Consider the following 25,864-nt stretch of genomic DNA (forward strand, 5'->3'; position numbering starts at 1 on the left):
AAAAAGGACAAAGAACCCTGAACACCGACGACCGCGGGGCCGGTGGCCCCGCGGTCGTCGCGGTTCGGCGCCTGACGGCGTCAGGTCACTCGCCCAGGCGGTTCACCAGGGCGTTGTACTCGTCCCACAGCTCCTTCGGCAGGTGGTCGCCGAAGGTCTCGAAGTGCCCGGGGACCAGCGCGGCCTCCTGCTTCCAGACCTCGGTGTCCACCGACAGCAGCGTGTCGAGGTCGGCGGGGTCGATGTCCAGGCCCTCGGTGTCCAGGGCGTCCTTGGTCGGCAGCTGGCCGATCGGGGACTTGACGGCGTCGGCCTGCCCGTTCAGCCGGTCCACGATCCACTTCAGCACCCGGCTGTTCTCGCCGAAGCCCGGCCAGATGAACTTGCCGTCGGCGTTCTTGCGGAACCAGTTGACGTAGTAGATCCGCGGCAGCTTCTCGGCGTCGGTGGACTTGCCGATCTTCAGCCAGTGCGCGAAGTAGTCGCCCATGTTGTAGCCGCAGAACGGCAGCATGGCGAACGGGTCGCGGCGCAGCTCGCCGACGGTGCCCTCGGCGGCGGCGGTCTTCTCCGAGGCGACGTTGGCGCCGAGGAAGACGCCCTGCTGCCAGTCGAAGGACTCGGTGACCAGCGGGACCGCCGAGGCGCGGCGGCCGCCGAACAGGATCGCCGAGATCGGCACGCCCTTGGGGTCCTCCCACTCCGGCGCGATGATCGGGCACTGCCCGGCCGGGGTGGTGAAGCGGGCGTTCGGGTGCGCGGCCGGGGTGCCCGACCCGGGCGTCCAGTCGTTGCCCTTCCAGTCGGTCAGGTGCGCCGGGGGCTCCTCGGTGAGGCCCTCCCACCACACGTCGCCGTCGTCGGTCAGCGCGACGTTGGTGAAGATGCTGTTGCCCCACAGCGTCTTCACCGCGTTGGCGTTGGTGGCCGCGCCGGTGCCGGGCGCGACGCCGAAGAAGCCGGCCTCGGGGTTGATGGCGTAGAGGCGGCCGTCCTCGCCGAAGCGCATCCAGGCGATGTCGTCGCCGATGGTCTCGACCTTCCAGCCCGGGATGGTCGGCTCCAGCATGGCCAGGTTGGTCTTGCCGCAGGCCGACGGGAACGCGGCCGCGACGTAGCGGGTCTCGCCCTGCGGCGGGGTGAGCTTGAGGATGAGCATGTGCTCGGCCATCCAGCCCTCGTCGCGGGCCATGGTCGAGGCGATGCGCAGCGCGTAGCACTTCTTGCCGAGCAGGGCGTTGCCGCCGTAGCCCGACCCGTAGGACCAGATCTCGCGGGTCTCGGGGAAGTGCGAGATGTACTTGGTGGAGCTGCACGGCCACGGCACGTCGGCCTGGCCGGGCTCCAGCGGGGCGCCGACGGAGTGGACGGCCTTGACGAACTGGCCGCGCTCCTCGATGAGGCGCAGCGCGCCCTCGCCCATCCGGGTCATGATCTTCATCGAGACCACGACGTAGGGGGAGTCGGTGATCTCCACGCCGAGCTGGGAGATGTTGCCGCCGAGCGGGCCCATGCAGAACGGCACCACGTACATGGTGCGGCCCTTCATACAGCCGGCGAAGAGCTCGGAGAAGGTGGCACGCATCTTGTCGGGCGCGATCCAGTTGTTGGTCGGGCCCGCGTCCGCCTCGTTCTCGGAGCAGATGTAGGTGCGGTCCTCTACTCGCGCCACGTCGCTCGGGTCGGAGGCGGCGTAGAAGCTGTTCGGGCGCTTGGCGGAGTCCAGGCGTTTGAACGTGCCCTGCTCCACGAGGAGGCCGGTCAGGCGCTCCCACTCGGCCTCGGAGCCGTCACACCACTCGATCCGGTCGGGCCGCGTCAGCTCGGCGATCCCACGCACCCAGTCGATGAGTTCGGTGTGACTGGTCGGGGCCTGGTCGAGGCCGGGGATCTGGTTGGACACGGGCTACTCCTTCAGCTGTTCGCAGGATCTTTGCATCATGAACAAAAGCGAACGTCTTTGCCATTTGGTCTGGACCAATCGGTCCCAGATTTGGGACCTCTCACACCCATTTGTGATTGATGTCACGCGAAAAGTCCTGTTCGGCGGGGCCGCGCGGCACTCCGGGCCGCGCAGGCTCAAGCTGGATAAACGCGCGTTTCGGTGGCCTTCACCGCGGCCCACACCCGGCTGCCCTCGGTCAGGCGCAGTTCCGCGACCGCGCCGGGAGTGACGTCCGCGGCGGCGGTGAACGGCGGTCCGTCGAGCCGGATCCGCACCCGGTCCCCCCGCCGCTCGACCGCGCCGATCGTGGCCTGCCAGAGATTGCGCGGGCTGCCGTCCGGCCTGGACCGGTACAGCGCCACCGCGTCCGGCGAGAAGGCGAGGAAAACCTCACCCTGCAGTGAGTCCACGGTGTCGAGCCGGTGACCTTCCTCTAGCACCACGGTGTGGCCGTCCGCCCGGCCCCGGTAGAGGTTCAGGCCGACCAGCCGGGCCACGTAGTCGGTGCGGGGCCGCCGCGCGACCTCGGCGGGCGGGCCCTGCTGGACGAGCCGGCCCCGCTCGACCACCACGATCCGGTCGGCGAGCACCATCGCGTCCAGCGGGTCGTGGGTGACCAGCACCGCCGCGCCGCCGAACCCGGCCAGGTGGCGGCCGAGGGCGGCGCGGATCTCCAGCCGGGTGTGCGCGTCCAGCGCCGCCAGCGGCTCGTCGAGCAGCAGCAGCCTCGGCTCCACCGCCAGGGCGCGGGCGAGCGCGACGCGCTGCGCCTGGCCGCCCGACAGGGCCCGCGGCCGGGACGAGGCGTGCTCGGCGAGCCCGACCCGGGCCAGCCACTCCGCGGCGCGGCGGCGCGCCGCGGCCTTGCGCTCGCCCTGGCAGCGCGGCCCGAAGGCGACGTTGTCCAGGGCGCTGAGGTGCGGGAACAGCAGGTAGTCCTGGAAGACCATGCCGATGCCGCGCCGTTCGGGCGGCAGCGGGCGCAGGTCGGCGCCGTCCACCCGCACGTGCCCGCCCGCCATCGGGACCAGGCCCGCCAGGGCGCGCAGCGCGGTGCTCTTGCCGGCGCCGTTCGGGCCGAGCAGCGCGACGACCTCGCCGGGCTCGGCGGCGAGCGCCAGGTCCAGGTCGAAGGCGCCGCGCCGCACCACCACCCGCGCGTCCAGGCCCTTCCTCACGATGCCCCCGTCCAGCGGTCGCGGAGCGCGGCCAGCACGACCACCGAGACCGCGAGCAGCACCAGGCTGAGCACGATCGCGGCCTGCGGGTCGGTCTCCAGGGCGAGGTAGACCGCGAGCGGCATGGTCTGGGTGCGGCCGGGGAAGTTGCCCGCGAAGGTGATCGTGGCGCCGAACTCGCCGAGCGCGCGGGCCCAGCACAGCACCGCGCCCGCCGCGACGCCGGGCGCGACCAGCGGCAGCGTCACCCGGCGGAAGATCGTCCAGCGGGACGCGCCGAGGGTCGCGGCGGCCTCCTCCAGCCGCAGGTCGGCGGCGCGCAGCGCGCCTTCCACGCTGATCACCAGGAACGGCATCGCGACGAACGTCTCGGCGAGCACCACCCCGGCGGTGGTGAAGGGCAGGCTGATCCCGAAGGCGGCCTCCAGCCACCGGCCGGCCAGGCCGCGGCGGCCGAGCGCGAGCAGCAGCGCCACGCCGCCGACGACGGGCGGCAGCACCAGCGGGACGGTGACCAGCGCGCGCACGAGCCGCATCCCCGGCAGCCGCACCCGCGCCAGCACCCAGGCGAGCGGCACCCCGAACAGCAGGCAGAGGACGGTGGCGAGGGTGGCGCTCACCAGCGACAGGCGGAGCGCCTCCAGCACCTGCGGCTCGGCGAGGCGGGTGCCGAGGGTGGACCACGGCGCGCGGACCAGCAGCCCGGCCAGCGGCAGGACCAGGAACACCAGCCCGGTCAGGGCGGGCAGCACCAGGATCCAGGGCGGCCTGCCGGGCGGCCGGTCCGCGTCGCGCGTGGTCATGGGCTCTCGAAGCCCGCCCCGGTCAGCGCCGTCCTGCCCTGGCCGGACAGAACGAGCCCGACGAACTGGCGGGCGAGCGCGGGCTGCGGCGCCTTGGCGAGCGCGGCGATCGGGTAGTCGTTGACCGCCTTGGCCGACTCGGCGAACTCGATGCCCTTGACCTGCGCGGCCGCGGCCTTGGCGTCGGTGCGGTAGACGAGCCCGGCGTCGGCCTCGCCGAGCCGGACCTTGGTCAGCACGGCCTTGACGTCCTGCTCCTGCGAGGCGGGCTTCACCCTGACGCCCGCCGCCGCGAGCGCCTTCTCGGCGGCGGCGCCGCACGGCACCTGCTCGGCGCACAGCACGACCTTCAGCCCCGGCCTCGCCAGGTCGGCGAGCTTGGCGACCTTGCCCGGGTCCTGCGGCGGCACGGCGATGACCAGCCGGTTCTTGGCGAACACCTGCGGCTGCCCGGACGCGGCGCCGCCGTCGGTGACGGTCTTCATCGTCGCCGGGCTGGCGGCCGCGAACACGTCGGCGGGCGCGCCCTGGGTGATCTGCTGGGCGAGGGCGGAGCTGCCGCCGAAGTTGAACCGGACCTTCACGCCGGGGTGCGTGCCCTCGAAGGACCGGCCGAGGGCGGTGAAGGACTCGGTGAGGGACGCGGCGGCGAAGACGGTCAGCGTCTTCGCGCCCCCGCCGCCGTCCCTCTTCCCGCCGGTGTCGCCGCAGCCGGCCGCGGCGAGGGTCAGCACCGCCGCGGCGGCCGCCATCATGCGCTTCAAGGGGGTTCTCCTAAGGGGAGTCGGGGCGCTCGACCACGACGGTGGTGGACTTCACGACGGCCTCGGCGACCACGCCGACCTCCAGGCCGAGCTCGTCGGCGGCCTCGCGGCTCATCAGCGACACGATCCGGAACGGCCCGGCCTGGATGTCGACCTGGGCCATCACGCCGTCGCGGACCACGGCGGTGACGATGCCGCGCATCCGGTTGCGGGCGGAGGAGAAGCGGCCCTCGGCCCCCTCGCCCGCGGCCTGGGCGCGCACGAACGCGGCGAGCTCGGCGCCGGGCACGATGCGGTGGCCGTGCTCGTCGCGCTCGGCCGCCAGCCGGCCGCCGTCGACCCAGCGGCGGACGGTGTCGGCGCTGACCCCGAGCAGGGCGGCCGCCTCACTGATCCGGAATGACGTCACGAAGATCAGGTTAGCCCCTCGCACATGCCAGGCATAGCTGGAGATCTGCCCAGAATATGCGGCCGTTCCACCGTGACATCCCTGGCGGATGCTCCAGCCGACCCGATACCGAACCTCATTCCAATTCACGCGCCGGAATGCCACCATCGTCGGACGCCGCCCCAAGGAGGACCGTTGCCGCAAGCACAGTCGTCGCAAGCACAGCCGCCGCAAGCACAGCCGCCGCAGGCACAGCCGACGCCCCTGGTCATCGACCGGCGCGGGACCGCCAGCCTGCGCTCCCGTGCCGTGGCCGCCGGAGTCCGCCGCATCCTGCAGCCGCGCCTGGCCAAGGTCGCCGCCCTGCCGGTCGACGACAGGGCGTTCGCCCGCGCCGCCGCCCTCGACCGGCTCGCCGCGCGGGCCCGGCCGCCGCGCGGGACGCACTGCCGCTCCGTCCCCTTCCCCGGGTTCGGCGCCGAATGGGTGCACGGCCCCGGCGTCGGGCGCTCCCGCGAGCGCGTCATCCTCTACCTGCACGGCGGCGGCTGGGTCTGCTGCGGCCTGAACACCCACCGCCGGATGGTGGCGTGGTTCAGCGCCGCCGCCGGGGTGCCGGCGCTGTCGGTGGACTACCGGATGGTCCCGGCCGTCCCCTTCGAGAAGGAGGTGGACGACTGCGTCACCGCCTACCGCTGGCTGCTGGAGGAGTGCGGGACGCCGCCGGAGAACATCGTCGTCATGGGCGACTCGGCGGGCGGCTACCTCACCTTCGCCACCGCGCTGCGCGCCCGCGAGGAGGGGCTGCCGCAGCCCGCCGCGCTGGCGGCCCTGTCCCCCATGCTGGACATGGACCTGACCGGCAAGCTCGCGCACGCCAACATGGAGCTGGACCCCTCGGCCCCCGGCGCGCTGCTGGAGCGGCTGATGGAGGCGCTCGTCGGGCACCTGGACGCGGCCGACCCGAAGGTCTCGCCGGTCCGCGCGGACCTGACCGGGCTGCCGCCGACGCTGCTCACCGCCGGTTCGACCGAGCTGCTCTACTGCGACTCCGAGGAGATGGCGCGGCGGCTCGCCGCCGCCGGCGTCCCGGTCACCCTGCAGGTCTGGGACCGCCAGGTGCACGTGTTCCAGATGTTCGGGACGTTCCTGCCCGAGTCCCGGCGGTCCATCGCCGAGCTCGGCCGGTTCGTGCGCGAGGCGTTCACCCGGGCGGACGACGACGGCGCTCCCCCGGCGCTTGGACCCGATTCCGCCGGGTAAAGGGGTCACAAAACTTCACTCCTTCGCCCTCGAGGAAAGTGACATGACAGGGATCAAGCGCGTACCGCGCACCCGCGGCGTCCTCAGCGGGACGCTCCTGGTGCTGCTCGGAGCCTGGGGCGGCCTGCTGCCGTTCGTCGGCCCGTACCTGGACTTCGGGTTCCAGCCCGACCGCACGTGGGTCTACAACACCGACCGGCTCCAGCTGTGCGTCGCGCCGGGGGCAGCGGCGGCGCTCGGCGGGCTGATCGTGCTGTTCAGCGCCAACCGCATGTTCGCGATGCTGGGCGGCTGGCTGGCCGCGCTCGGCGGCGCCTGGTTCGCCGTCGGCCCGCAGGTGGCCGCGCTGTGGGACGCCTCCGGCGTCGGCGCGCCGCTCGGCACCGAGCAGGGCCGGCAGGTCGCCGAGCAGCTGGCCGGGTTCACCGCGCTCGGCGTGCTGATCGTGTTCTTCGCCGCGCTCGCGCTCGGCCGGTTCGCGGTCGTCGGCGTCAAGGAGGTGCGCCGCGACCGGGAGCTCGCCGAGGCCGAGGAGCCGCACGTGGAGGAGCGGCCCGACCTGTTCGCGCCGCGGACGGCCGACACCCGGCCCGACATCGACCGGACGGCCCACGGCCGGCCGGAGGGCCGCACCCAGCCGCTCGCCCGCCTGCAGGGACGTTACGGCCGCCAGGGCCAGGTCCCGCCGCAGGGCGGCCCGCAGGACCGGCACGTCGCCGGCGAGCACGGCGAGCGAGGGTGAGCGTCAGCGGTTGCGGGACCTCATGTTGCGCACGCTCTTGGTGGTCTCGTAACTGCTCTTGTCGTCGTCGTGCACGTCGTCGCGGTCGGTGAACATCGCCGCGAACGCGACCAGCAGGCCGACGCCGCCGATCCACGGCTCCCGCCAGACGAAGCTGAGGGTCAGGCAGACCCCCGCGACCGCAAGAAGGAACAAGAGCTTCACGTCGCACCCCTCGACCACGCGCCCCGATGCCGGCGGACCGGTCACCCCTGCACTGGACCCTGCGCCCGTTGCCGGGGCAACGAGTAAGGGAGAGCTTACAGATCTCTCCCGTTCGCATCCTGACACGCCGCGGCCCGCCACGGGAAGACTCCCGGGCGGGCCGTGCGCATGCGCGGGCGCTACTTCTTCTTGCCCCGCTTCTCGCGGATCTTCATGGTGATGTCGAGCGGAGTGCCCTCGAAGCCGAACTCCTCGCGCAGCCGCCGCTCGATGAACCGGCGGTAGCCCTCCTCCAGGAACCCCGAGGTGAACAGCACGAACCGGGGCGGGCGCACGCCCGCCTGGGTGGCGAACAGGATCTTGGGCTGCTTGCCGCCGCGGATCGGGTGCGGGTGGGAGTTGACCAGGTCGGCGAAGAACTGGTTCAGCTTGGACGTCGGCACCCGGGTGCCCCAGCCCTCCAGCGCCGTCTCCAGGCCCGGCACGAGCTTCTCCATGTGCCGGCCGGTCTTGGCGGAGATGTTCACCCGGGGCGCCCAGCGCGCGTTGTGCAGCTGCCGGTCGATCTCGCGCTCCAGGTAGTGGCGACGCTCCTCGTCCAGCAGGTCCCACTTGTTGTAGGCGATGACCAGGGCGCGGCCGGACTCGATCACCATGGAGATGATCCGCAGGTCCTGCTCGGCCATCGGCTCGTCGGCGTCGACCAGCACCACCGCGACCTCGGCGCGCTCCAGCGCCGACTGGGTGCGCAGCGTGGCGTAGAAGTCGGCGCCCTGGTTCTCGCGGTGCCGGCGGCGGATGCCGGCGGTGTCGATGAACCGCCACACCTTCCCGCCGAGCTCGATCTCCTCGTCGATCGGGTCGCGGGTGGTGCCCGCGACCGAGTCGACGACGGCGCGGTTCTCCCCCGCCAGCTTGTTCAGCAGGCTGGACTTGCCGACGTTCGGGCGGCCGAGCAGCGCGACCCGGCGCGGGCCGCCGGCCTCCTCGAACGTCTCGGCCGGGGCCTCCTCGGGCAGCGCCGCCAGCACCGCGTCCAGCAGGTCGCCGCTGCTGCGGCCGTGCAGCGCGCTCACCGGGTACGGCTCGCCGATGCCGAGCGACCACAGGGCCGCGGCGTCGGACTCGGCGGCCACGTCGTCGACCTTGTTGGCGACCAGCACCACCGGCTTGCCCGAGCGGCGCAGGATCTCCACCACGGCCTCGTCGACGTCGGTCGCGCCCACGGTGGCGTCCACCACGAACATGACCACGTCGGCCAGGTCCACCGCCAGGCGGGCCTGCTCGGCGATCGCGGCGGCCAGGCCGGTCTCGTCGGGCAGCCAGCCGCCGGTGTCCACGACGGTGAAGCGGCGCCCGGCCCAGGTCGCGTCGTAGGCGACGCGGTCGCGGGTCACCCCCGGCACGTCCTCCACGACCGCCTCACGGCGGCCGATGATCCGGTTGACCAGGGTCGACTTGCCGACGTTCGGCCGGCCCACCACCGCCACCACCGGCGCGGGCGCCGCGTCGACGGCCGCCGCCTCGGCATCGGTCAGGGTGGATGTATCGAAGTCGTATTCGCTCACGTCTGCTCTTTCGCGAGGCGGACGACCGCCTCGATGACCTCGCCGAGGCTGAGCTCGGTCGAGTCGATCTCATGTGCGTCCGCCGCCTTGGTCAGCGGTGACGCCTTACGGGTGGAGTCGAGCCGGTCCCGGCGGGCCTGCTCGGCCTGGGTGACGCTCACCGAGGCGGCGGGGTCGGCGGCCAGGTCCTTGGCGCGGCGCGCGGCACGCGCCTCCTCGCTCGCGGTGAGGTAGACCTTCACCGCGGCGTCCGGGACCACGACGGTGCCGATGTCGCGGCCCTCCACCACGATGCCCCCCGCCCCGATGATCTCACGCTGCCGGGCGACCAGCCGCGCCCGGACCGCCGGCACCGCCGAGACGGCGCTGACGGCGTTGGTGACCTGCCGGGTGCGGATCGGCGCCGACACGTCGGTGCCGTCCACCACGATCGTGGGGCTGTCGGGGTCGGTGCCCGACTCCAGCACCGGCTCGGCCGCCCGCGCCGCGACGGCCTCGGCGTCCTCCACCGGGACGCCGTGCTCCAGCATCCACCAGGTCATGGCGCGGTACATGGCGCCGGTGTCGAGGTAGCGCAGCCCGAGCGCCCGGGCGACGCCCTTGGACGCGCTGGACTTACCCGACCCGGAGGGGCCGTCCATGGCGATGACGAGCGGCACGATCGCTCCCTTTCCCAGTTGCTTTCGGCGGGCATGACAGGGCGGGCGCCCCCGCGAACGTGCCCCAACGCTCCAGGTTACCGGGCGCCCGGAGCCCCCGATCACGGTTTCGCCGGGGCGGACCGGTCAGCCCGGCACCGACCAGCCGCGGGCGCGCAGCTCGGCGGCCAGGGTCTCGGCGGCCTCGGGCGCGACCGCCAGCTCCAGCGCGCCGACCGGGCGGCCGGGCGAGTGCTCGATGGTGACGTCCTCGATGTTGACGCCCGCGATGCCGGCCGCCTGGAAGATCATCGCCAGCTCGCCGGGGCGGTCGGGGATGACCACGGTCACCGTGGCGTAGGCCTTCTGCGCCGCGCCGTGCTTGCCCGGGATGCGGGCCCGCCCGGCGTTGCCGCGCAGCAGCAGGTCGGCGACGTGCGCGGCGGCGCCCTCGCTGCCGTCGCGCAGCAGCGAGGCGGCGACGGCCAGGTCGGTGGCGACGGCCTCCAGCACGTCGGCGACCGGCGCGGCGTTGGCCGACAGGATGCCGATCCACAGCCGCGGGTCGCTGGCGGCGATCCGGGTGACGTCGCGCACGCCCTGCCCGGCCAGGCCGAGCGCGGTGTCGTCGGCGCCGGTCAGCCGGGCCGCGACCGCGGCCGACACCACGTGCGGGGCGTGCGAGACCAGCGCGACGGCGCGGTCGTGCTCGGCGGCGTCCACGGTCACCGGCTGCGCGCCGCACGTCTCGGCGAGCGCGGTGACGGCGGCGACCGCGTCCGGCGCGGCCCCCGGGGCCGGGCAGAGCGCCCAGGGGCGGCCGAGGAACAGGTCGCCGCGGGCGGCGGCCGGGCCGGAGCGCTCCCGGCCGGCCAGCGGGTGGCCCGCCACGTAGGACGACAGGTCGCAGCCGAGCTCGGCGGCCTGCGCCAGCGGCAGCGCCTTGACACTGGCGACGTCGGTGTAGGCGGTGGCCAGGCCGCGCTTCTGCGCGTCCAGCAGGGTGACCGCGACGGCGGCGGGCGGCACCGCCAGCACCGCCAGGTCGGCGGGGCCGGCCGCGGCGCCGTCCGGCAGCGCGGTGCCCGCGCCGAGCTCGACCGCCATGGCCAGCGCGGCCTGGTCGCGGTCGGTCAGCAGCACCTCGACGCCGTGCCCGCGCAGCGCCAGCGCGATCGAGGTCCCGATCAGCCCGGTGCCGACGACGACCACACGCTCCAGAACGCCCTTTTCAGCCACCCGACAAGGGTAGCGGCCCGGCGGGCCGCCACCCGCCGGGAGGCGCGGGCCGCGGCTACTGGGCGATGTCCAGCCGCAGCGCGGTCGCGCCGCGCAGGTAGACGTGCTGGACCTGCGCGCGCGGCCGGTCGGTCTCGATGTGCGCCATCAGCCGGATCACCCGGGGCAGCGCGTGCGGCACCCCGATCTCCGATGCGCAGAGCAGCGGGACCTCGTGGAAGCCGAGCTTGCGGGCGGCCAGGGCGGGGAACTCCGCGGTGAGGTCGGGCGTCGCGGTGAAGACCACGCTGATCACATCGTCGGTGGTCAGCGCGTTGCGCGCCATCACCTCGGCGACCAGCTCGGTCGTCGCCTCCAGGATCTGGTCCCGGTCGTCGGCCTCGACCTGCGTCGCCCCTCGAACCGCCCGTACCGCCACAGTCGTCCCCCTCCTACAGGCCCACGGCCTTGTACAGCTCGCCGACCTCTTTCACGGTCAGCGCGCGGATGCCGCCGGGGTTCAGCTGCCCCAGCTTGACCGGCCCGAACTCTACGCGGGCCAGCTGCTGGACGGGGAACCCGACCTCCTTCAGCAGCCGCCGCACGATGTGCTTGCGGCCCTCGTGCAGGGTGATCTCCACCAGCACGCGCCGGCCCGCCTGGTCGAAGATGCGGAACTTGTCGGCGCGGGCGGGGCCGTCCTCCAGCATCACCCCGTCGCGCAGCCGCCTGCCGAGGTCGCGCGGGATCGGGCCGTGCACCTCGGCGAGGTAGACCTTGTCCACGCCGTAGCTCGGGTGGGTCAGCCGGTGCGCCAGCTCGCCGTCGTTGGTGAGCAGGATCAGGCCCTCGGTGTCGGTGTCCAGCCGGCCGACGTGGAACAGCCGCTCGGGCACCTCCACGTAGTCGGCCAGGGACTTGCGGCCCCGCTCGTCGGACATGGTGGAGACCACGCCGCGCGGCTTGTTGATCATGTAGTAGCGCATCTCGGCGCGGGTCTCCACCCGGCGGCCGTCCACGTGGATCACCGCGGTCTGCGGGTCCACCCGCTCACCGAAGCGGAAGATCTTGTTGCCGTTGACCGTGACCCGGCCCTCGCCGATCAGTTCCTCGCAGTGGCGGCGGCTGCCGATCCCGGCGTCCGCCAGGACCTTCTGGAGCCGTACGCCTTCTTTTTCGTTCACTTGTCCTCAACAATGTCATCGGGCAGGTCGTCGGGCAGGTAGGGGGCGAGCTCGGGCAGCTCCTCCAGGGAGCGCAGGCCGAGCCGCTCCAGGAAGTGGTTCGTGGTGCGGTACAGGTGCGCCTGCGACTCGGGGTCCTGTCCCGCGTCCTCGATGAGGCCGCGCAGCGTCAGGGTGCGCATCACCCCGTCGCTGTTGACGCCGCGGACGGCCGAGACCCGGGCCCGGCTGACCGGCTGGCGGTAGGCCACCACGGCGAGGGTCTCCAGCGCCGCCTGGGTGAGGCGGGCCTGCTGGCCGTCGGTGACGAAGCGCTCCACCACCGGGGCGCACACGTCCCGGGTGTAGAAGCGCCAGCCGCCGGCGGCCTCCCTCAGGTCGAACCCCCGGCCCTGCTCGGTGTATTCCGCGGCCAGCCCGCGCAGCGTGGCGGCGACCTCGTGGCGGGGGCGCTCCAGCAGCTGGGCGAGGGTGATCTCGCCCACCGGCTCGTCCACCACCAGCAGGATCGCCTCGATCGAGGCCCGCAGGCCGGGCAGGCCGGAGCCGGGCCCCTCGGCGGGGGCGGGTGTGTCGGTCATCGCTCCTCGGTGTCCCTCTCGGGCCCTGCGTTCTCGGGCCCTGTGTTCTCAGGCACGGCGTTCTCAGGCACGGCGTTCTCGGGCCCTGTGTTCTCAGGCACGGCGTTCTTCGGGGGCCCGGCGTCCTTGGCCGGTTCGCGCGCGCCCTCGTAGTCGTCGCCGACCCGCACGTCGCCCTCGTCGGTGCCGGTCCAGGTGATGTGCAGCACCGCGAGCGGCTCGTCCTGCTCGAAGGTGACCGCGAGCTCGCGGTACAGCTCCAGCAGCGCCAGGAACCGGGCGACGACCTCGTAGGTGCCCTCGGCGTCGTCGACGAGCACCCCGAAGGTGGTCCGCCGCAGCTCGCGCAGCTTGGCCACCACGATCTCGGCCTGCTCCTTGACGCTCGCCTTCGGCTGGTACATGTGCTCGACCGACACCGCCGGCGGCGCCTTCGGCGCCAGCGCCCGCGCGGCGAGCCGGGCGAACTCCTCGGGGCCGAGGCCGAGCAGCACCTCGGGCAGCAGGCCGGCGAACCGCGGCTCCATCGGCACGAGGCGGGGGAACCGGCGGTCCTGCTCGGCCATCCGGCCGGCCAGGACCTGCGCGACCTCCTTGTAGGCGCGGTACTGCAGCAGCCGCGCGAACAGCAGGTCGCGGGCCTCCAGCAGCGCCAGGTCCTCCTCGTCGTCGACCTCGCCCGACGGCAGCAGCCGGGCCGCCTTCAGGTCCAGCAGCGTCGCGGCGACCAGCAGGAAGTGGGTGGTCTGGTCCAGGTCCCAGTCCTTGCCGTGCGCCGAGATGTGCGCGATGAAGTCGTCGGTGACCTTGTGCAGCGACACCTCGGTGATGTCGAGCTTGTGCTTGGAGATCAGCCCGAGCAGCAGGTCGAACGGCCCCTGGAAGTTGTCCAGGTGCACCTGGAAGCCCTTGTGCTCGGACTCGGGCGAGGACTCGGGCGCGGCCTCGGGGCCGGCTTCCGGGGACGCCGGCGGCTGCGGGGCCGGCTCATCGGCCATCGGCACGGCCTCCGGGGCGGCGGGACGGGTCACAACACAGCACCGTAACCGAAGACCGCCCGCCACCTGGCATCGAACGCGGCGGGCGGGCCCGCCAGGGCCCGCCCGGACACCGCCGGCGGCGGCCTCAGTCGAGCAGCTTCCAGCGCTCCAGCACCTCGCGGGCGAGGCCCCGGTAGGCGTTGGCGCCCATCGAGTTGGGGTCGAAGTAGGTGATCGGCTCGCCCGCCACGGTCGCGTCGGGGAACCGCACGGTGCGGTTGATCACCGTGTGGAACACCTTGTCGCCGAACGCCTCGACGATGCGGCCGAGCACCTCGCGGGTGTGCAGGGTGCGCGAGTCGTACATGGTGCCGAGGACGCCGTCGATGACCAGGTCGGGGTTGATGCGCCCCTGCACCTTGTCGATGGTCTCCATCAGCAGCGCGACCCCGCGCATGGCGAAGTACTCGCACTCCAGCGGGATCAGCACGCCCGCGCTGGCGGCCAGCGCGTTGATCGTCAGCAGGCCGAGCGACGGCTGGCAGTCGATCAGGATGTAGTCGTAGTGCGGGACCGCCGACTTCAGCGACCCGGCGAGGATGTACTCGCGGCCGACCTCGTGCACGAGCTGCACCTCGGCGCCCGACAGGTCGATGTTGCTCGGCAGCAGGTCCATGCCGTCGACACCGGTCTCGATGACGACGTCCTCCCACTCGGTGTCGCGCTCGAGCAGCAGGTTGTGGATCGTCACGTCGAGCTGGCGCGGGTCGCCCTTGCCGAGCCCCACCGACAGCGCGCCCTGCGGGTCGAAGTCGACCAGCAGCACCCGGCGGCCGTACTCGGCGAGCGCGGCGCCGAGGTTGATGGTGGTCGTGGTCTTGCCGACGCCGCCCTTCTGGTTGCAGATCGACACGATGCGCGCCGGTCCGTGTTCGGCGAGCGGTTCCGGGTTGGGGAACACCGGGACGGGTCGCCGAGTTGGCCCGAGCGCCCTGCTCGGATCGGTCTCTATGGTCGCGGAGGAGAGAACACCCTCCGGAGCCTGTGTGCTGGTCACCAGATCCCTCCCGGGCGGCCCGAAAATGCCATCCAGACTGGGGACTCTATGGCCTGACCCCCCGGGTCTCAAGCCGACGCGCGACGATGGCCGGGTTTTGTCGGCGGCCCGCCGACCTCGTCGATCATCCGCGGGCACGCGGGTGGGATGTGGCGTAGACCTCGCGCAGCAGCTGGACCGTCACCAGAGTGTAGACCTGCGTGGTGGTCACCGAGGCGTGCCCGAGCAGTTCCTGGACGACGCGCACGTCGGCGCCGCCGTCCAGCAGGTGGGTGGCGAAGGAGTGGCGCAGGGTGTGCGGCGACACGTCGGTCAGGCCGGCCCGCCCTGCGGCGGCGCGCAGCACCATCCAGGCGCCCTGGCGCGAGAGCCGGCCGCCGCGCGCGTTGAGGTACAGCGCCGGTCCCCCGCGCCCGGCGCGGGCGAGCTCGGGGCGGGCACGCACCAGGTAGGCCTGCACGGCGCGGCGGGCGTAGTCGCCGATCGGCACGACGCGGTCCTTGCCGCCCTTGCCCGCGACCCGGGCGAAGCCCTCCTCCAGGTCCAGGTCGTCGACGTCCAGGCCGACCGCCTCGGAGATGCGCACGCCCGACCCGTACAGCAGCTCCAGCAGCGCGCGGTCGCGCAGGCCGCGCGCGGTGTCGGCGTCGCCGGCGGCGGCGAGCAGCCGTTCGACCCGGTCCAGCGGGATCGCCTTCGGCAGCCGCCGCGGCGGCGTCGGCGGTTTGACGTCGCGGGCGGGGTCGGCGGCGGCGAGGCCCTCGCGCAGCGCGAAGCGGTGCAGGCCGCGGACGGCGACGACGGCGCGGGCCGCCGACCCGGCCGACAGCGGCGGGTGCTCGGGGTCGCCCTCGCGCAGGCCGGCCAGGAAGGCGCGCACGTCGTCCTCGGTGACGTCGCCGATCGCGGTGCGGCCCCGGGCGGTCAGCACGCCGGTGTAGCGGCGCAGGTCGCGGCGGTAGGAGCTGAGGGTGTTGGCGGCCAGGCCCCGCTCGACGGCCAGGTGCCCGAGGTAGGAGCGCACGGCGGCCAGGAGCGCGGACTCCTCCTGCTCACCGGAGCCCTTGATGTTCGGCGCGGCGTCCGCCGGATCGATCCGGGCAGGATCGAACTGCGCGGGGACGGCCTGTTCCGGGACGGCCCGTGCCGGAACGGGCCGCTCGGTGCTCTGGCCGGTCGTGCTCGGGGACAGGGCGGCACCTCTTCTGGACGGTTCGGCCGTGCGGGTCCCGCCCATCATGCCCCCTTCCGGGCCGCCGCAGCGTGACGACGCCCCCGCGCCGGGCGGCGCGGGGGCGTCGTCACGTACGGGGCCGGGCCGGGTCAGCCCTCCGGCGCGTCGGCGGGCCGCAGGTCGCGGTAGCCGCGGGCGCGGGCGGCCTGCAGCGCCAGCACGCCGACCGTGGCGAGCGTGTTGTGGATCTCACCGGCCAGCACCTTGCGCACGGCCTCCTCCAGCGGCAGCCACACCAGGGGCATGTCGGCCTCCTCGTGCACCCGCTCGAAGTCGATCTGGTCGGCGGGCACCTCGGTGAGCCCGCGGGCCAGGAAGATCCGGGACCGCTCGTCCGACATGCCCGGCGAGGGGTAGACGTCGGCGAGGGTGTCCCAGCGCGCGGCGCGGTACCCGGCCTCCTCCAGCAGCTCGCGGGCGGCGAGCGCCTGCAGCGGCTCGCCGTCCTTGTCGCGCAGCCCGGCCGGGATCTCCCAGAGCAGGTGCCCGACGGCGTGCCGGTACTGGCGCAGCAGCAGGACGCGGTCGTCGCCGTCCACCGCCAGGATGCCGACCGAGCCCTTGTGCTCGATGACGTCGCGGCCGACGACCTCGGTGCCGGAGCCGTTCGGCATGACCACCTTGTCGCGGCGCACGCTGAAGATGGGACCGCGGTAGGCGTGCTCGGCCGCCACCGTCTCCCAGCGCTCGGGCCGGTCCCGGACGTCGCCGGCGCCGAGCCCGCTCACGCGCCGCCCCCGGCGCCCTCGGAGCGCCCCGCGGCGTAGTCGAGCGCGGCCGAGACCAGGCCGGTGAACAGCGGGTGGGGCCGGGTCGGGCGGGAGCGGAACTCCGGGTGCGCCTGGGTGCCGACGAAGAACGGGTGGGTGTCGCGGGGCAGCTCGACGTACTCCACGAGCCGGCCGTCCGGGGACAGGCCGCTGAAGCGGATCCCGGCCTTCTCCAGCTGCGGCCGGTAGGCGTTGTTCACCTCGTAGCGGTGCCGGTGCCGCTCGGACGCCTTGGCCTCGCCGTACAGCTCGCGCACGATGGACCCCTCGGCCAGGTCGGCGGGGTACATGCCGAGCCGCATGGTGCCGCCCATGTCGCGCTCGCCGGCGACGACGTCGAGCTGGTCGGCCATGGTCGCCACGATCGGGTGCGCGGTGGCCGGGTCGAACTCGGCGCTGCCGGCGTCGTCCAGGCCGCCCAGGTTGCGGGCCGCCTCGATGACCATGCACTGCAGGCCGAGGCAGATGCCCAGCAGCGGGATGCGGTTCTCGCGGGCGTAGCGGATCGCGCCGAGCTTGCCCTCGATGCCGCGCACCCCGAAGCCGCCGGGGACCAGCACGCCGTCGACGTCGCCGAGCCGCTCGCGGGCGCCCTCGGCGGTCTCGCACTCGTCGGACTTGACCCAGCGGATGTGCACCTTGGCGTCGTTGCCGAAGCCGCCGTGGCGCAGCGCCTCGGTGACCGACAGGTAGGCGTCGGGCAGGTCGATGTACTTGCCGACGAGCGCGATGGTGACCTCGCGGGCGGGCTTGTGCACGCGGCGCAGCAGCTCGTCCCAGGCGCCCCAGTCGACGTCGCGGAAGGGCAGCCCGAGCCGGCGCACCACGTAGGCGTCCAGGCCCTCGGCGTGCAGCACCTTCGGGATGTCGTAGATGCTGGCGGCGTCGACGGCCGAGACCACGGCCTCGCGGTCCACGTCGCACATCAGGCTGATCTTCTGCTTCAGGCCGTCGGTGATCGGCCGGTCCGAGCGGCACACGATCGCGTCGGGCTGGATGCCGATGGAGCGCAGCGCGGCGACCGAGTGCTGGGTCGGCTTGGTCTTCAGCTCGCCGGACGGGCCGATGTAGGGCAGCAGCGACACGTGCAGGAAGAAGCAGTTGTCGCGGCCGATCTCGTGCCGGATCTGGCGGACCGACTCCAGGAACGGCAGCGACTCGATGTCGCCGACCGTGCCGCCGACCTCGGTGATGACCAGGTCCACGTCGGCCTCGGCCATGCCGCGGATGCGGTCCTTGATCTCGTTGGTGATGTGCGGGATGACCTGGACGGTGTCGCCGAGGTACTCCCCGCGCCGCTCCTTGGCGATGACGTTGGAGTAGACCTGGCCGGTGGTGACGTTGGCCGAGCCGTGCAGCTCGGTGTCCAGGAAGCGCTCGTAGTGGCCGACGTCCAGGTCGGTCTCGGCGCCGTCGTCGGTGACGAAGACCTCGCCGTGCTGGAACGGGTTCATCGTGCCGGGGTCGACGTTGAGGTAGGGGTCGAGCTTTTGCATCGTGACCCGCAGGCCGCGGAGCTTGAGAAGCCGCCCCAGGCTGGACGCCGTCAGTCCCTTGCCGAGGCTGGAGGCGACACCGCCGGTGACGAAGAGATGCTTGGTAGGACGGGTCCTACCAGTGGCTGCCGAAGGCAAGAAGACACTCCCGTGGTGGTTGCGAGGCGGACGAGACGCACTGTCCACGGGCCACCAGGATAACAAACCCCGGGCCGTGCGGCAGCCGGGACATGCCCGCCGGCGGGGCACGCGCCCCTGGTCAGGACATCGGCGCCCCGTCCCGCGGCCGTTGCGGGCGCGGGGACGGGGCGGGCGCCGCCGATTCGGCGGTCAGATCCGCGGCGCGGCGGTCGGCATGATCGTGCGCAGCTGCCGGGTGAGCTCGTCGATCAGCGACCGGGCCTGGTCGGCGGCCTGCCGGGCGGCGTCGCGCTCCTGCGACAGCTCGGCGATGGCGGCGCGCTGCTCGGTGACGGCCTGGGCGAGCTGGTCCACCCACTGGTCGCGCTCGGCGAGCTTCTCGGCGATGGCGTCGCGCTCGGCGGCCAGCTGGCGCAGCCCGGCGACGGCCTTGTCCTTCTCCCGGGACTCGGAGTCGGCGCGGCCGCGGGCGATGGTCAGCTCGGACTCGGCGCGGGCCTGCGCCTGCACCGCGGCCTCGCGGGCGCGCTCGGCGGCGTCGCGGCCGGCCGCGGCCTCGGCCAGGCTCCGCTCGGCCTTCTTGGCGGCCTCCAGCGACTGCGCGGCGGTGTCGAGGGCCTGCTGGCGCTCGGCCTCGGCCTGCTCGACGCGGCGCTCGGCCTCGGCGATCCGCCGCTCGGCGTCCTGGGCGCGGCGCTCGGCGTCGCCGGCCCGGCTGTCGGCGCCCTTGGCGCGCAGCTCGGACTCGCCGGCGCGGCGCTCGGCGTCGCCGGCGCGGCGCTCGAACTCCTTGGCGCGGCCCTCGGCGGCGGTCGCGCGGATGCGCGTCTCCTCCAGCTCCTTGGCGGTGCCGGCGACGGCGTGCTGCAGGTTCTTGGCGGTCAGCTCGGCGTCGGCGAGCTTGCCGCGCACCGCGCTCAGCTCGCCGTGCGCGGCCTCCAGGGCGCGCGACAGCTCGGCGACCTGCTCGGCGGCGCGGTCGCGGTCGTTCTCGGCGGCGCGGCGGGCGGCGACGGCGTCCTCGACGGCGCGCAGCGCGTCGTCGCGGGCCTCGCTCATGGCGTCGCGCTGGGTGATCGCCTGGCGGACGGTGGCCTCGGCCTCGGCGACCCGCCGCTCGGCCTGCTCGGCCTGCGCCTGCGCCTGCTCCATCTGGGCGCGGGCCTGGTCGGCGGCGCCGCGGGCCTGGTCGGCCTGCGCACGCGCCTGCTCGGCCTGGACCCGGGCCTGCTCGGCCTGCCCGCGGGCCTGGTCGGCGGCCGCGCGGCCCTGCTGGGCCTGGTTCCACGCGGCGGCGGCGTCGCGCTGGGCGTTGTCCTTCTCGCCCTGGAGCGCGGCGATCTGCTGGACGGCCTCGGCCTGCACCTCGGCGATGCGGCGCTCGGCCTCGGCGAACTGCCGCTCGGCCTCGACGGCGCGGCGGTCGGCCTGCCCTCGCGCGCGCTGCACCTCGCCCCACGCCGCGGCCGCGTCACGCTGTGCGGCCTCCTTCTCGGCCTGGATGGCCGAGACCTGGGAGGCGGCCTCGGTCTGCGCCTCGGTGATGCGGCGCTCGGCCTCGACGGCGCGGCGGTCGGCCTGCTCGGCCTGGCCCCGCGCGCGCTGCACCTCGCCCCACGCCGCGGCCGCGTCACGCTGCGCGGACTCCTTCTCCGCCTGCAGCGCGGTGACCTGGGAGGCGGCGTCGGTCTGCGCCTCGGAGACCTTGCGCTCGCCGGCGGCCAGGGCGTCGCCGATGAGGTCGGCCATCTGGCGCAGGCGTTCCACGATGTCCCACGGCTGCGCCTCGGGCGCCTCGGCCTCGGCCGGGCGGCCGGCCTTGATGGGCTGCTGGGCGGGCAGGTCGGGTTTGCCGCCCGCGTCGCGCAGCGGCCAGGGCGAAGCGGGGTCCGGAACGTTCCGTGAACCGCCGGATCCGTTCAGTTCGCTCACGTCTCTCCTCGGCTGTTCGCTGAACTCCTCGCCTGCCGGCTCGTCGCTTGGCTCACGAGAGGCACTCTAGTGCCGACCAGCGGAACCTTTGCCCAGTTTGGGGTTTGGTTTCTTGATCCTCATGTGCGGGACAGGCGGAACCGGTCCTGGCACGGCGCTCCCGGCCCCTTGCTCCACAAGTGCAAGAATCACTGCTCATGGAGGAGCTTCGCACCTTGTACCCGCCGATCGAGCCTTACGAGACGGGCCTGCTCGACGTCGGTGACGGCAACGAGATCTATTGGGAAGTGTGCGGCAATCCTACGGGCAAGCCCGTGGTGATGCTGCACGGCGGGCCGGGCGGGGGCTGCAACGCCGAGCACCGGCGCCAGTTCGATCCGGATGCCTACCGGATCGTCCTGTTCGACCAGCGCAACTGCGGGCGCAGCAAGCCGCACGCCAGCGATCCGAAGGTGTCGCTGGAGGCGAACACCACCTGGAACCTGGTGGCCGACATGGAGCGGCTGCGCGAGCACCTCGGCATCGAGCGGTGGCTGGTGTTCGGCGGGTCGTGGGGCAGCGCGCTGTCGCTGGCCTACGCGCAGACCCACCCCGAGCGGGTCAGCGAGATGGTGCTGCGGGGCATCTTCATGCTGCGCCCCTTCGAGCTGTACTGGTTCTACCAGGAGGGCGCCTCGCTGCTGTTCCCCGACCTGTGGGAGCACTACGTCGCGCCGATCCCCGAGGACGAGCGCGAGGACCTGCTGTCGGCCTACCACGAGCGGCTGGAGTCGGCCGACCCGCAGGTGCGGGTGCCGGCGGCGCAGGCGTGGGCGCGCTGGGAGGGCTCGGCGATCACGCTGCTGCCGAACCCGGACCTGGTCGACCACTTCGGCGAGTCCGACTACGCGGTGGCGTTCGCCCGGATCGAGAACCACTACTTCGTCAACGAGGGGTTCTTCGAGGACGAGCAGCTGCTGCGGGGCGTGGACAGGATCCGGCACATCCCGGCGGTCATCGTGCAGGGCCGCTACGACGTGTGCACGCCGCCCGCGACGGCCTGGGACCTGCACCGGGCCTGGCCCGAGGCCGAGTTCCACATGGTGCCCGACGCCGGGCACGCCTTCGACGAGCCGGGCATCCTGCACCACCTGATCGAGGCCACCGACCGCTTCGCCAAGAACGGCTGAGCCTGCCGGCATCCGCAGGGACGGGCCCCGGGCGTCATCGCCCGGGGCCCGCCTCATGCCATGGGGCGTCTCAGGCGGGAGTCACCACGCTCCGGCCGTTCCCACGCCGGCGCGCGGTGACGCACGACGTGCCCGGAAGATGACAGCGGAGTTACGTGATTCACCCCACAGAATTGAGATCCAAAACGGCTTACCGGGCGGCCGGGCGTCACTAGAGTGACGCTCGCGGTCACGCGACTTCTCCGTTCCGCGCCTAGCGCGCGTCTCCCCTGCGTGCTCCAGAGAATGGAGCGCTCCCGGCGGCGCCCCGCCCGCGAAGAAGCGCCCCGATTCAAACAAGGCAACTGCCCTACCCGGCCCGAAAAGGGCTAAACATTCCTTGGGTAACAATCTCCATCGGTCCCTTCGCGGAGTTCGCTAGGTTCCCTGGGCATGGCAGTGAACCACCTGGAAACCACCCCCCGGACCGTCCGAAAACCGGAGACCCGCCTCCAGGAGCCGACCGTCGACGACGGCCCGGAGTTGTGGCGCATCGCCCGCGACTCCAAGGTCCTGGACGTCAACTCGACCTACAGCTACACCCTCTGGTGCCGTGACTTCGCCGGCACCTCCGTGGTGGCCAAGGACGCGGGGACCGCGTGCGGTTTCGTCACCGGCTACGTCCGCCCGGCCGCCCCCGACACCTTCTTCGTCTGGCAGGTCGCCGTCGACCGCGACCACCGCGGCCAGGGCCTGGCCCGCCGCATGCTGGACCATCTCGCCGGGCGCATGGCGGCCCGCGGCCACCGCTTCGTGGAGGCCACCGTCACGCCGGCCAACACCGCCTCCACCGCGATGTTCGAGTCGTTCGCCCGCGACCACGGGTGCGCGCTCACCCGGCGGCCGCTGTTCGGCCCCGAGCACCTGGGCGGGCACGACCCCGAGGTGCTGTTCCGGATCGGCCCGCTGCCGACGGAGAACTGACGGCTGCGCCGTCCCGCTCCACAGACTTTTCCCTTCCTTTCCATTCCCACCTGCCGGAGGCATGCGTTGGACACTTTCACTCGCCTGGAATCGGAAGTCCGCGGCTACTGCAGAGGCTGGCCCACGGTGTTCACCACCGCACAGGGCAGCCACATCACCGACGAGAACGGCCGCCGTTACCTGGACTTCTTCGCCGGGGCCGGCTCGCTGAACTACGGGCACAACAACCCGCTGCTGAAACAGCGGCTGATGGACTACCTGGCCGGGGACTCCATCGTGCACAGCCTGGACATGTACACCGCCGCCAAGCGCGACTTCCTGGAACGTTTCGAAGAGGTGGTGCTGAAGCCGCGCGGCCTGGACTACAAGGTCCAGTTCCCCGGCCCGGCGGGCAACCACTCGGTGGAGGCGGCGCTGAAGCTGGCCCGCAAGTACACCGGCCGCGAGACGGTCGTCAGCTTCACCAACGCCTTCCACGGCATGACGCTCGGCGCCCTGGCGGTCACCGGCAACTCGATGAAGCGCACCGGCGCGGGCGTGCCGCTCGGGCACGGCGTGGCGATGCCCTACGACAACTACCTGGACGGCCGCACCCCCGACTTCCTGCTGTTCGAGACGATGCTGGAGGACAGCGGCAGCGGGCTGGACAAGCCCGCCGCGGTGATCGTGGAGACGGTGCAGGGCGAGGGCGGCATCAACGCCGCGACCGCCGAGTGGCTGCGCGGCCTGGCCGAGGTGTGCCGCCGGCACGACATGCTGCTGATCGTCGACGACGTGCAGATGGGCTGCGGCCGGACCGGCGCGTTCTTCAGCTTCGAGCAGGCCGGGATCACCCCCGACATCGTGTGCCTGTCCAAGTCGCTGAGCGGCTACGGCCTGCCGTTCGCGGTCACGCTGTTCCGGCGCGGGCTGGACGTGTGGGAGCCCGGCGAGCACAACGGGACGTTCCGCGGCTTCAACCCCGCGTTCGTCACCGCCACCGCCGCGCTGGAGGAGTACTGGACCGACGGCGAGCTGGCGGCGCGGACCCTGGCCAAGGGCCGGCTCGTCGAGCAGGGCCTGAACGAGATCGCGCTGCTGAACGCGGACGCGGTGGAGACCGTCCGCGGCCGGGGCCTGGCCTGGGGCCTGGTCATGAAGGACCCCGAGGCGGCGCCGCGGGTCTGCGCCGAGGCGTTCGGGCGCGGCCTGCTGATGGAGACCTCCGGCCCCGAGGGCGAGGTGGTCAAGCTGCTGCCCGCGCTCACCACGAGCGAGGAGGACCTCGGCCGCGGCCTGGACATCATCGCCGAGTCCGTGAGCGCGGTGGCCCCCACCGCGGTGGGCGTCTGACCCGTCCGAGGAGGGAGAACCCATGATCGTCCGCACCCTGGACGAGATCGTCGGCACCGAGCGCGACGTGCGCGCCGAGACCTGGCGCAGCCGCCGCCTGGTGCTGGCCGGGGAGAAGGTCGGCTTCTCGCTGCACGACACCGTCCTGTACGCCGGCACCGAGACGCGGATGTGGTACGCCAACCACATCGAGGCCGTGTACTGCATCGACGGCGAGGGCGAGCTGGTCAACGAGGAGACCGGCGAGAAGCACCGCATCGAGCCCGGCGTCATGTACCTGCTGAACGGCCACGAGCACCACACCCTGCGCGCCCACACCGACGTGCGCACCGTCTGCGTGTTCAACCCGCCCGTCACCGGCCGCGAGGTCCACGACGAGAACGGCGTCTACCCCCTGCTGACCGAGGAGAGCGAGGAGAACGCGTGAGTATCGAGACCCATCCGACCCTTGACGATCCCTACCCGACCCGCAAGTCCGGCGAGGCGGCGCTGCTGTACCGCCAGGACCCGGTCGTATACGGCGCGCCGGGGGACGGGCCGATCGACGGGGCCACGCTGGAGTCCTACGAGCGCGACGGTTTCCTCAGCGTCGACCGGCTGCTGGACCCGGGCGAGGTGGAGACCTACCGCGCCGAGCTGCGCCGGCTGGCCGCCGACCCGGCGGTGCTGGCCGACGAGCGCACCGTCACCGAGCGCGGCTCGGACGAGGTCCGCTCCATCTTCGAGGTGCACCGCCTCAGCGAGGTGTTCGCCGAGCTGGTGCGCGACCCGCGGGTCGTCGGCCGGGCGCGGCAGATCCTCAGCTCGGACGTGTACGTGCACCAGAGCCGCGTGAACTACAAGCCGGGGTTCACCGGCAAGGACTTCTACTGGCACTCCGACTACGAGACCTGGCACGCCGAGGACGGCATGCCGCGGATGCGCGCGGTCAGCATCTCGATCGCGCTCACCGAGAACTTCGTGCACAACGGCGCGCTGATGATCATGCCGGGGTCGCACAAGACCTTCGTGAGCTGTGTCGGCGAGACGCCCGCCGAGCACTACAAGGAGTCGCTGAAGGGGCAGGAGGTCGGCACCCCCGACCCGGCGAGCCTGTCGATCCTGGCCGAGAAGCACGGCATCGAGGTGTTCACCGGCCTGGCGGGCTCGGCGACGATGTTCGACTGCAACTGCATGCACGGCTCGAACGGCAACATCACCCCGTTCCCGCGCTCGAACGTGTTCATCGTGTTCAACAGCGTCGAGAACACCTGCGTGGAGCCGTACTCCGCGCCCGCGCCGCGCCCCTCGTTCATCGGCGCCCGCGACTTCACCCCGGTCGTCTGAGCGGCACCCCCCGCATCCCCCTTCCCCGCGTCCGCCAGGGTCTTCCGGCCCTGGCGGACGCGGGGGTCTCCCCTCACCCCAGGAGTTCAACGATGACTTCCTCACGGCGTGACTTCCTGCGCACCGCGTCGCTGCTCGGCATGGCCGTCCCGCTCGGCGCGGCGGCGTGCTCCACCACCGACCCGGCCAAGGAGCGGGCGGGCGGCGGCACGCTCGCCAAGGCCAGAAAGCAGGGCCACATCACCATCGGCTTCGCCAACGAGTCGCCCTACGGGTTCACCGACAGGTCGGGCAAGCTGACCGGCGAGGCGCCCGAGCTGGCCAAGGTGATCTTCAAGGAGCTGGGGATCGCCGAGGTGCGGGGCGTCCAGGTCGACTTCGGCGGGCTGATCGCCGGCGTGCAGGCGCGGCGGTTCGACGTCGTGGCGGCCGGCATGTTCATCAACCCCGAGCGCTGCGGCCAGATCGCGTTCGCCGACCCCGACTACATCGCCAAGACCGCGTTCCTGGTGCCGAAGGGCAACCCGCGCAGGATCAGGACGTTCGAGGACGCGGCCAGGGCGAAGGCGAGGATCGGCGTGCTGACCGGCGCCGTCGAGGGCGGCTACGCCGAGAGGCTGGGCGTCGCCAAGGGCGACATCAAGGCGTTCGCGTCGCAGCCCGACGCCTACGACGGTCTGAAGGCCGGCCGGGTCGACGCGGTCGCGCTCACCCGCATCTCGCTGGTGGACCTGATGTCCAAGCACCAGGGCGACGCGTTCGAGGTGACCGACGCGTTCGTCCCGGTCATCGACGGCAAGGAGCGGTTCGGCGCGGGCGGCTTCGCGTTCCGCAAGGCCGACACCGAGCTGCTGCAGGCGTTCAACGGCAAGCTCGCCGAGCTGAAGAGGTCGAACCGGCTGCTGCCGATCATCAAGCCGTTCGGCTTCAGCGAGGCGGAACTGCCCGGCGACCACACGGCCGCCGAGTTCTGTAAGGGCTGATGCCC

The 25,864-nt window shown here is 72.9% G+C and carries 26 protein-coding genes; 8 read left to right on the forward strand and 18 right to left on the reverse strand.

Going from position 1 to position 25,864, the window contains the following annotated elements; genetic code table 11:
• Positions 1 to 85: 85 nt before the first annotated feature.
• The 5 genes from ACRB68_RS01050 to ACRB68_RS01070 form a co-directional block, all read right to left on the reverse strand.
• Positions 86 to 1,903, reverse strand: a complete 1,818-nt coding sequence (locus ACRB68_RS01050; protein ID WP_328593573.1) for a phosphoenolpyruvate carboxykinase (GTP) — start codon at positions 1,901 to 1,903, stop codon at positions 86 to 88.
• Between the two features lie 176 nt (positions 1,904 to 2,079).
• On the reverse strand, positions 2,080 to 3,123 hold the full coding sequence (locus tag ACRB68_RS01055; RefSeq protein ID WP_328593574.1) for an ABC transporter ATP-binding protein: 1,044 nt from the start codon (positions 3,121 to 3,123) through the stop codon (positions 2,080 to 2,082).
• Entirely contained in the window at positions 3,120 to 3,926 is an 807-nt protein-coding gene (locus tag ACRB68_RS01060; RefSeq protein ID WP_153530452.1) for an ABC transporter permease, read from the reverse strand. Before ACRB68_RS01060 ends, ACRB68_RS01055 begins: the two co-directional genes overlap by 4 nt.
• Positions 3,923 to 4,681, reverse strand: a complete 759-nt coding sequence (gene modA, locus ACRB68_RS01065) for a molybdate ABC transporter substrate-binding protein (RefSeq protein WP_153532110.1) — start codon at positions 4,679 to 4,681, stop codon at positions 3,923 to 3,925. The genes ACRB68_RS01060 and modA overlap by 4 nt, the downstream gene beginning before the upstream one ends.
• Positions 4,682 to 4,700: 19 nt before the next feature.
• A complete protein-coding gene (locus ACRB68_RS01070) occupies positions 4,701 to 5,099 on the reverse strand; it encodes a TOBE domain-containing protein (RefSeq protein ID WP_194293280.1) in 399 nt (132 codons plus the stop codon).
• A gap of 174 nt (positions 5,100 to 5,273) precedes the next feature.
• On the opposite strand from ACRB68_RS01070, the gene ACRB68_RS01075 reads away from it, so the two are divergent.
• Together ACRB68_RS01075 and ACRB68_RS01080 are read left to right on the forward strand one after the other, a co-directional pair.
• Entirely contained in the window at positions 5,274 to 6,341 is a 1,068-nt protein-coding gene (locus ACRB68_RS01075) for an alpha/beta hydrolase (protein ID WP_235958689.1), read from the forward strand.
• Positions 6,342 to 6,384: 43 nt separating this feature from the next.
• A complete protein-coding gene (locus tag ACRB68_RS01080; RefSeq protein ID WP_153530455.1) occupies positions 6,385 to 7,083 on the forward strand; it encodes a hypothetical protein in 699 nt (232 codons plus the stop codon).
• 3 nt (positions 7,084 to 7,086) lie between these two features.
• Here ACRB68_RS01080 and ACRB68_RS01085 read toward each other — a convergent pair whose 3' ends face one another.
• From ACRB68_RS01085 to ACRB68_RS01145, 13 genes are all read right to left on the reverse strand, one after another.
• Entirely contained in the window at positions 7,087 to 7,287 is a 201-nt protein-coding gene (locus tag ACRB68_RS01085) for a hypothetical protein (RefSeq protein ID WP_328593575.1), read from the reverse strand.
• Between the two features lie 179 nt (positions 7,288 to 7,466).
• Positions 7,467 to 8,855, reverse strand: coding sequence for a ribosome biogenesis GTPase Der (der, locus tag ACRB68_RS01090; protein ID WP_328593576.1), 1,389 nt, complete (start codon positions 8,853 to 8,855; stop codon positions 7,467 to 7,469).
• Entirely contained in the window at positions 8,852 to 9,514 is a 663-nt protein-coding gene (gene cmk / locus ACRB68_RS01095) for a (d)CMP kinase (RefSeq protein WP_328593577.1), read from the reverse strand. Before cmk ends, der begins: the two co-directional genes overlap by 4 nt.
• 126 nt (positions 9,515 to 9,640) lie before the next feature.
• Positions 9,641 to 10,732, reverse strand: coding sequence for a prephenate dehydrogenase (locus ACRB68_RS01100; protein WP_328593578.1), 1,092 nt, complete (start codon positions 10,730 to 10,732; stop codon positions 9,641 to 9,643).
• Between the two features lie 55 nt (positions 10,733 to 10,787).
• Positions 10,788 to 11,150 carry a chorismate mutase gene (aroH, locus tag ACRB68_RS01105; RefSeq protein WP_328593579.1) on the reverse strand — a complete coding sequence of 121 codons (363 nt, stop codon included), beginning with the start codon at positions 11,148 to 11,150 and terminating at the stop codon, positions 10,788 to 10,790.
• Positions 11,151 to 11,163: 13 nt separating this feature from the next.
• Entirely contained in the window at positions 11,164 to 11,895 is a 732-nt protein-coding gene (locus ACRB68_RS01110) for a pseudouridine synthase (protein ID WP_328593580.1), read from the reverse strand.
• Positions 11,892 to 12,476 (reverse strand): SMC-Scp complex subunit ScpB, encoded by a 585-nt coding sequence (gene scpB / locus ACRB68_RS01115; protein WP_153530456.1) that lies wholly within the window; start codon positions 12,474 to 12,476, stop codon positions 11,892 to 11,894. Before scpB ends, ACRB68_RS01110 begins: the two co-directional genes overlap by 4 nt.
• The gene (locus ACRB68_RS01120) at positions 12,473 to 13,474 is read right to left on the reverse strand and encodes a segregation and condensation protein A (protein ID WP_153532116.1); all 1,002 of its coding nucleotides are present in this window, start codon (positions 13,472 to 13,474) and stop codon (positions 12,473 to 12,475) included. Before ACRB68_RS01120 ends, scpB begins: the two co-directional genes overlap by 4 nt.
• A 127-nt stretch (positions 13,475 to 13,601) precedes the next feature.
• Positions 13,602 to 14,468: a ParA family protein gene (locus tag ACRB68_RS01125; RefSeq protein WP_328594058.1), complete on the reverse strand. Its 867-nt coding sequence runs from the start codon at positions 14,466 to 14,468 to the stop codon at positions 13,602 to 13,604.
• Between the two features lie 169 nt (positions 14,469 to 14,637).
• Positions 14,638 to 15,753, reverse strand: a complete 1,116-nt coding sequence (xerD, locus tag ACRB68_RS01130; RefSeq protein ID WP_235958690.1) for a site-specific tyrosine recombinase XerD — start codon at positions 15,751 to 15,753, stop codon at positions 14,638 to 14,640.
• Between the two features lie 83 nt (positions 15,754 to 15,836).
• Entirely contained in the window at positions 15,837 to 16,475 is a 639-nt protein-coding gene (locus tag ACRB68_RS01135; RefSeq protein ID WP_328593581.1) for an NUDIX hydrolase, read from the reverse strand.
• Positions 16,472 to 18,151 (reverse strand): CTP synthase, encoded by a 1,680-nt coding sequence (locus tag ACRB68_RS01140; RefSeq protein WP_153530457.1) that lies wholly within the window; start codon positions 18,149 to 18,151, stop codon positions 16,472 to 16,474. Before ACRB68_RS01140 ends, ACRB68_RS01135 begins: the two co-directional genes overlap by 4 nt.
• Positions 18,152 to 18,343: 192 nt before the next feature.
• Positions 18,344 to 20,086, reverse strand: coding sequence for a coiled-coil domain-containing protein (locus tag ACRB68_RS01145; RefSeq protein WP_153530458.1), 1,743 nt, complete (start codon positions 20,084 to 20,086; stop codon positions 18,344 to 18,346).
• 197 nt (positions 20,087 to 20,283) lie between these two features.
• Here ACRB68_RS01145 and pip point away from each other — a divergent pair, with 197 nt between their 5' ends.
• The 6 genes from pip (at position 20,284) to ehuB (ending at position 25,859) form a co-directional block, all read left to right on the forward strand.
• A complete protein-coding gene (gene pip / locus ACRB68_RS01150; RefSeq protein WP_153530459.1) occupies positions 20,284 to 21,255 on the forward strand; it encodes a prolyl aminopeptidase in 972 nt (323 codons plus the stop codon).
• A 432-nt stretch (positions 21,256 to 21,687) separates the two neighbouring features.
• The gene (gene ectA / locus ACRB68_RS01155) at positions 21,688 to 22,218 is read left to right on the forward strand and encodes a diaminobutyrate acetyltransferase (protein ID WP_153530460.1); all 531 of its coding nucleotides are present in this window, start codon (positions 21,688 to 21,690) and stop codon (positions 22,216 to 22,218) included.
• Positions 22,219 to 22,284: 66 nt separating this feature from the next.
• On the forward strand, positions 22,285 to 23,550 hold the full coding sequence (gene ectB / locus ACRB68_RS01160) for a diaminobutyrate--2-oxoglutarate transaminase (RefSeq protein ID WP_153530461.1): 1,266 nt from the start codon (positions 22,285 to 22,287) through the stop codon (positions 23,548 to 23,550).
• A 22-nt stretch (positions 23,551 to 23,572) separates the two neighbouring features.
• Entirely contained in the window at positions 23,573 to 23,977 is a 405-nt protein-coding gene (locus tag ACRB68_RS01165) for an ectoine synthase (protein WP_153530462.1), read from the forward strand.
• A complete protein-coding gene (gene thpD / locus ACRB68_RS01170) occupies positions 23,974 to 24,876 on the forward strand; it encodes an ectoine hydroxylase (protein WP_328593582.1) in 903 nt (300 codons plus the stop codon). Before ACRB68_RS01165 ends, thpD begins: the two co-directional genes overlap by 4 nt.
• Before the next feature lie 92 nt (positions 24,877 to 24,968).
• Entirely contained in the window at positions 24,969 to 25,859 is an 891-nt protein-coding gene (gene ehuB, locus ACRB68_RS01175; protein ID WP_153530463.1) for an ectoine/hydroxyectoine ABC transporter substrate-binding protein EhuB, read from the forward strand.
• Positions 25,860 to 25,864: the final 5 nt, after the last annotated feature.

The organism is Actinomadura macrotermitis, assembly GCF_009604375.1.
Lineage (GTDB): Bacteria > Actinomycetota > Actinomycetes > Streptosporangiales > Streptosporangiaceae > Spirillospora > Spirillospora macrotermitis.

Bases quoted from the DNA above. Each gene is read 5' to 3' on its own strand.
- xerD (WP_235958690.1), bottom strand. From the start codon at position 15,753: ATGATGGGCGGGACCCGCACGGCCGAACCGTCCAGAAGAGGTGCCGCC.
- ectA (WP_153530460.1), top strand. From the start codon at position 21,688: ATGGCAGTGAACCACCTGGAAACCACCCCCCGGACCGTCCGAAAACCG.
- ACRB68_RS01060 (WP_153530452.1), bottom strand. From the start codon at position 3,926: ATGACCACGCGCGACGCGGACCGGCCGCCCGGCAGGCCGCCCTGGATC.
- ACRB68_RS01165 (WP_153530462.1), top strand. From the start codon at position 23,573: ATGATCGTCCGCACCCTGGACGAGATCGTCGGCACCGAGCGCGACGTG.
- modA (WP_153532110.1), bottom strand. From the start codon at position 4,681: ATGATGGCGGCCGCCGCGGCGGTGCTGACCCTCGCCGCGGCCGGCTGC.
- ACRB68_RS01120 (WP_153532116.1), bottom strand. From the start codon at position 13,474: ATGGCCGATGAGCCGGCCCCGCAGCCGCCGGCGTCCCCGGAAGCCGGC.
- ehuB (WP_153530463.1), top strand. From the start codon at position 24,969: ATGACTTCCTCACGGCGTGACTTCCTGCGCACCGCGTCGCTGCTCGGC.
- pip (WP_153530459.1), top strand. From the start codon at position 20,284: ATGGAGGAGCTTCGCACCTTGTACCCGCCGATCGAGCCTTACGAGACG.
- scpB (WP_153530456.1), bottom strand. From the start codon at position 12,476: ATGACCGACACACCCGCCCCCGCCGAGGGGCCCGGCTCCGGCCTGCCC.
- ACRB68_RS01080 (WP_153530455.1), top strand. From the start codon at position 6,385: ATGACAGGGATCAAGCGCGTACCGCGCACCCGCGGCGTCCTCAGCGGG.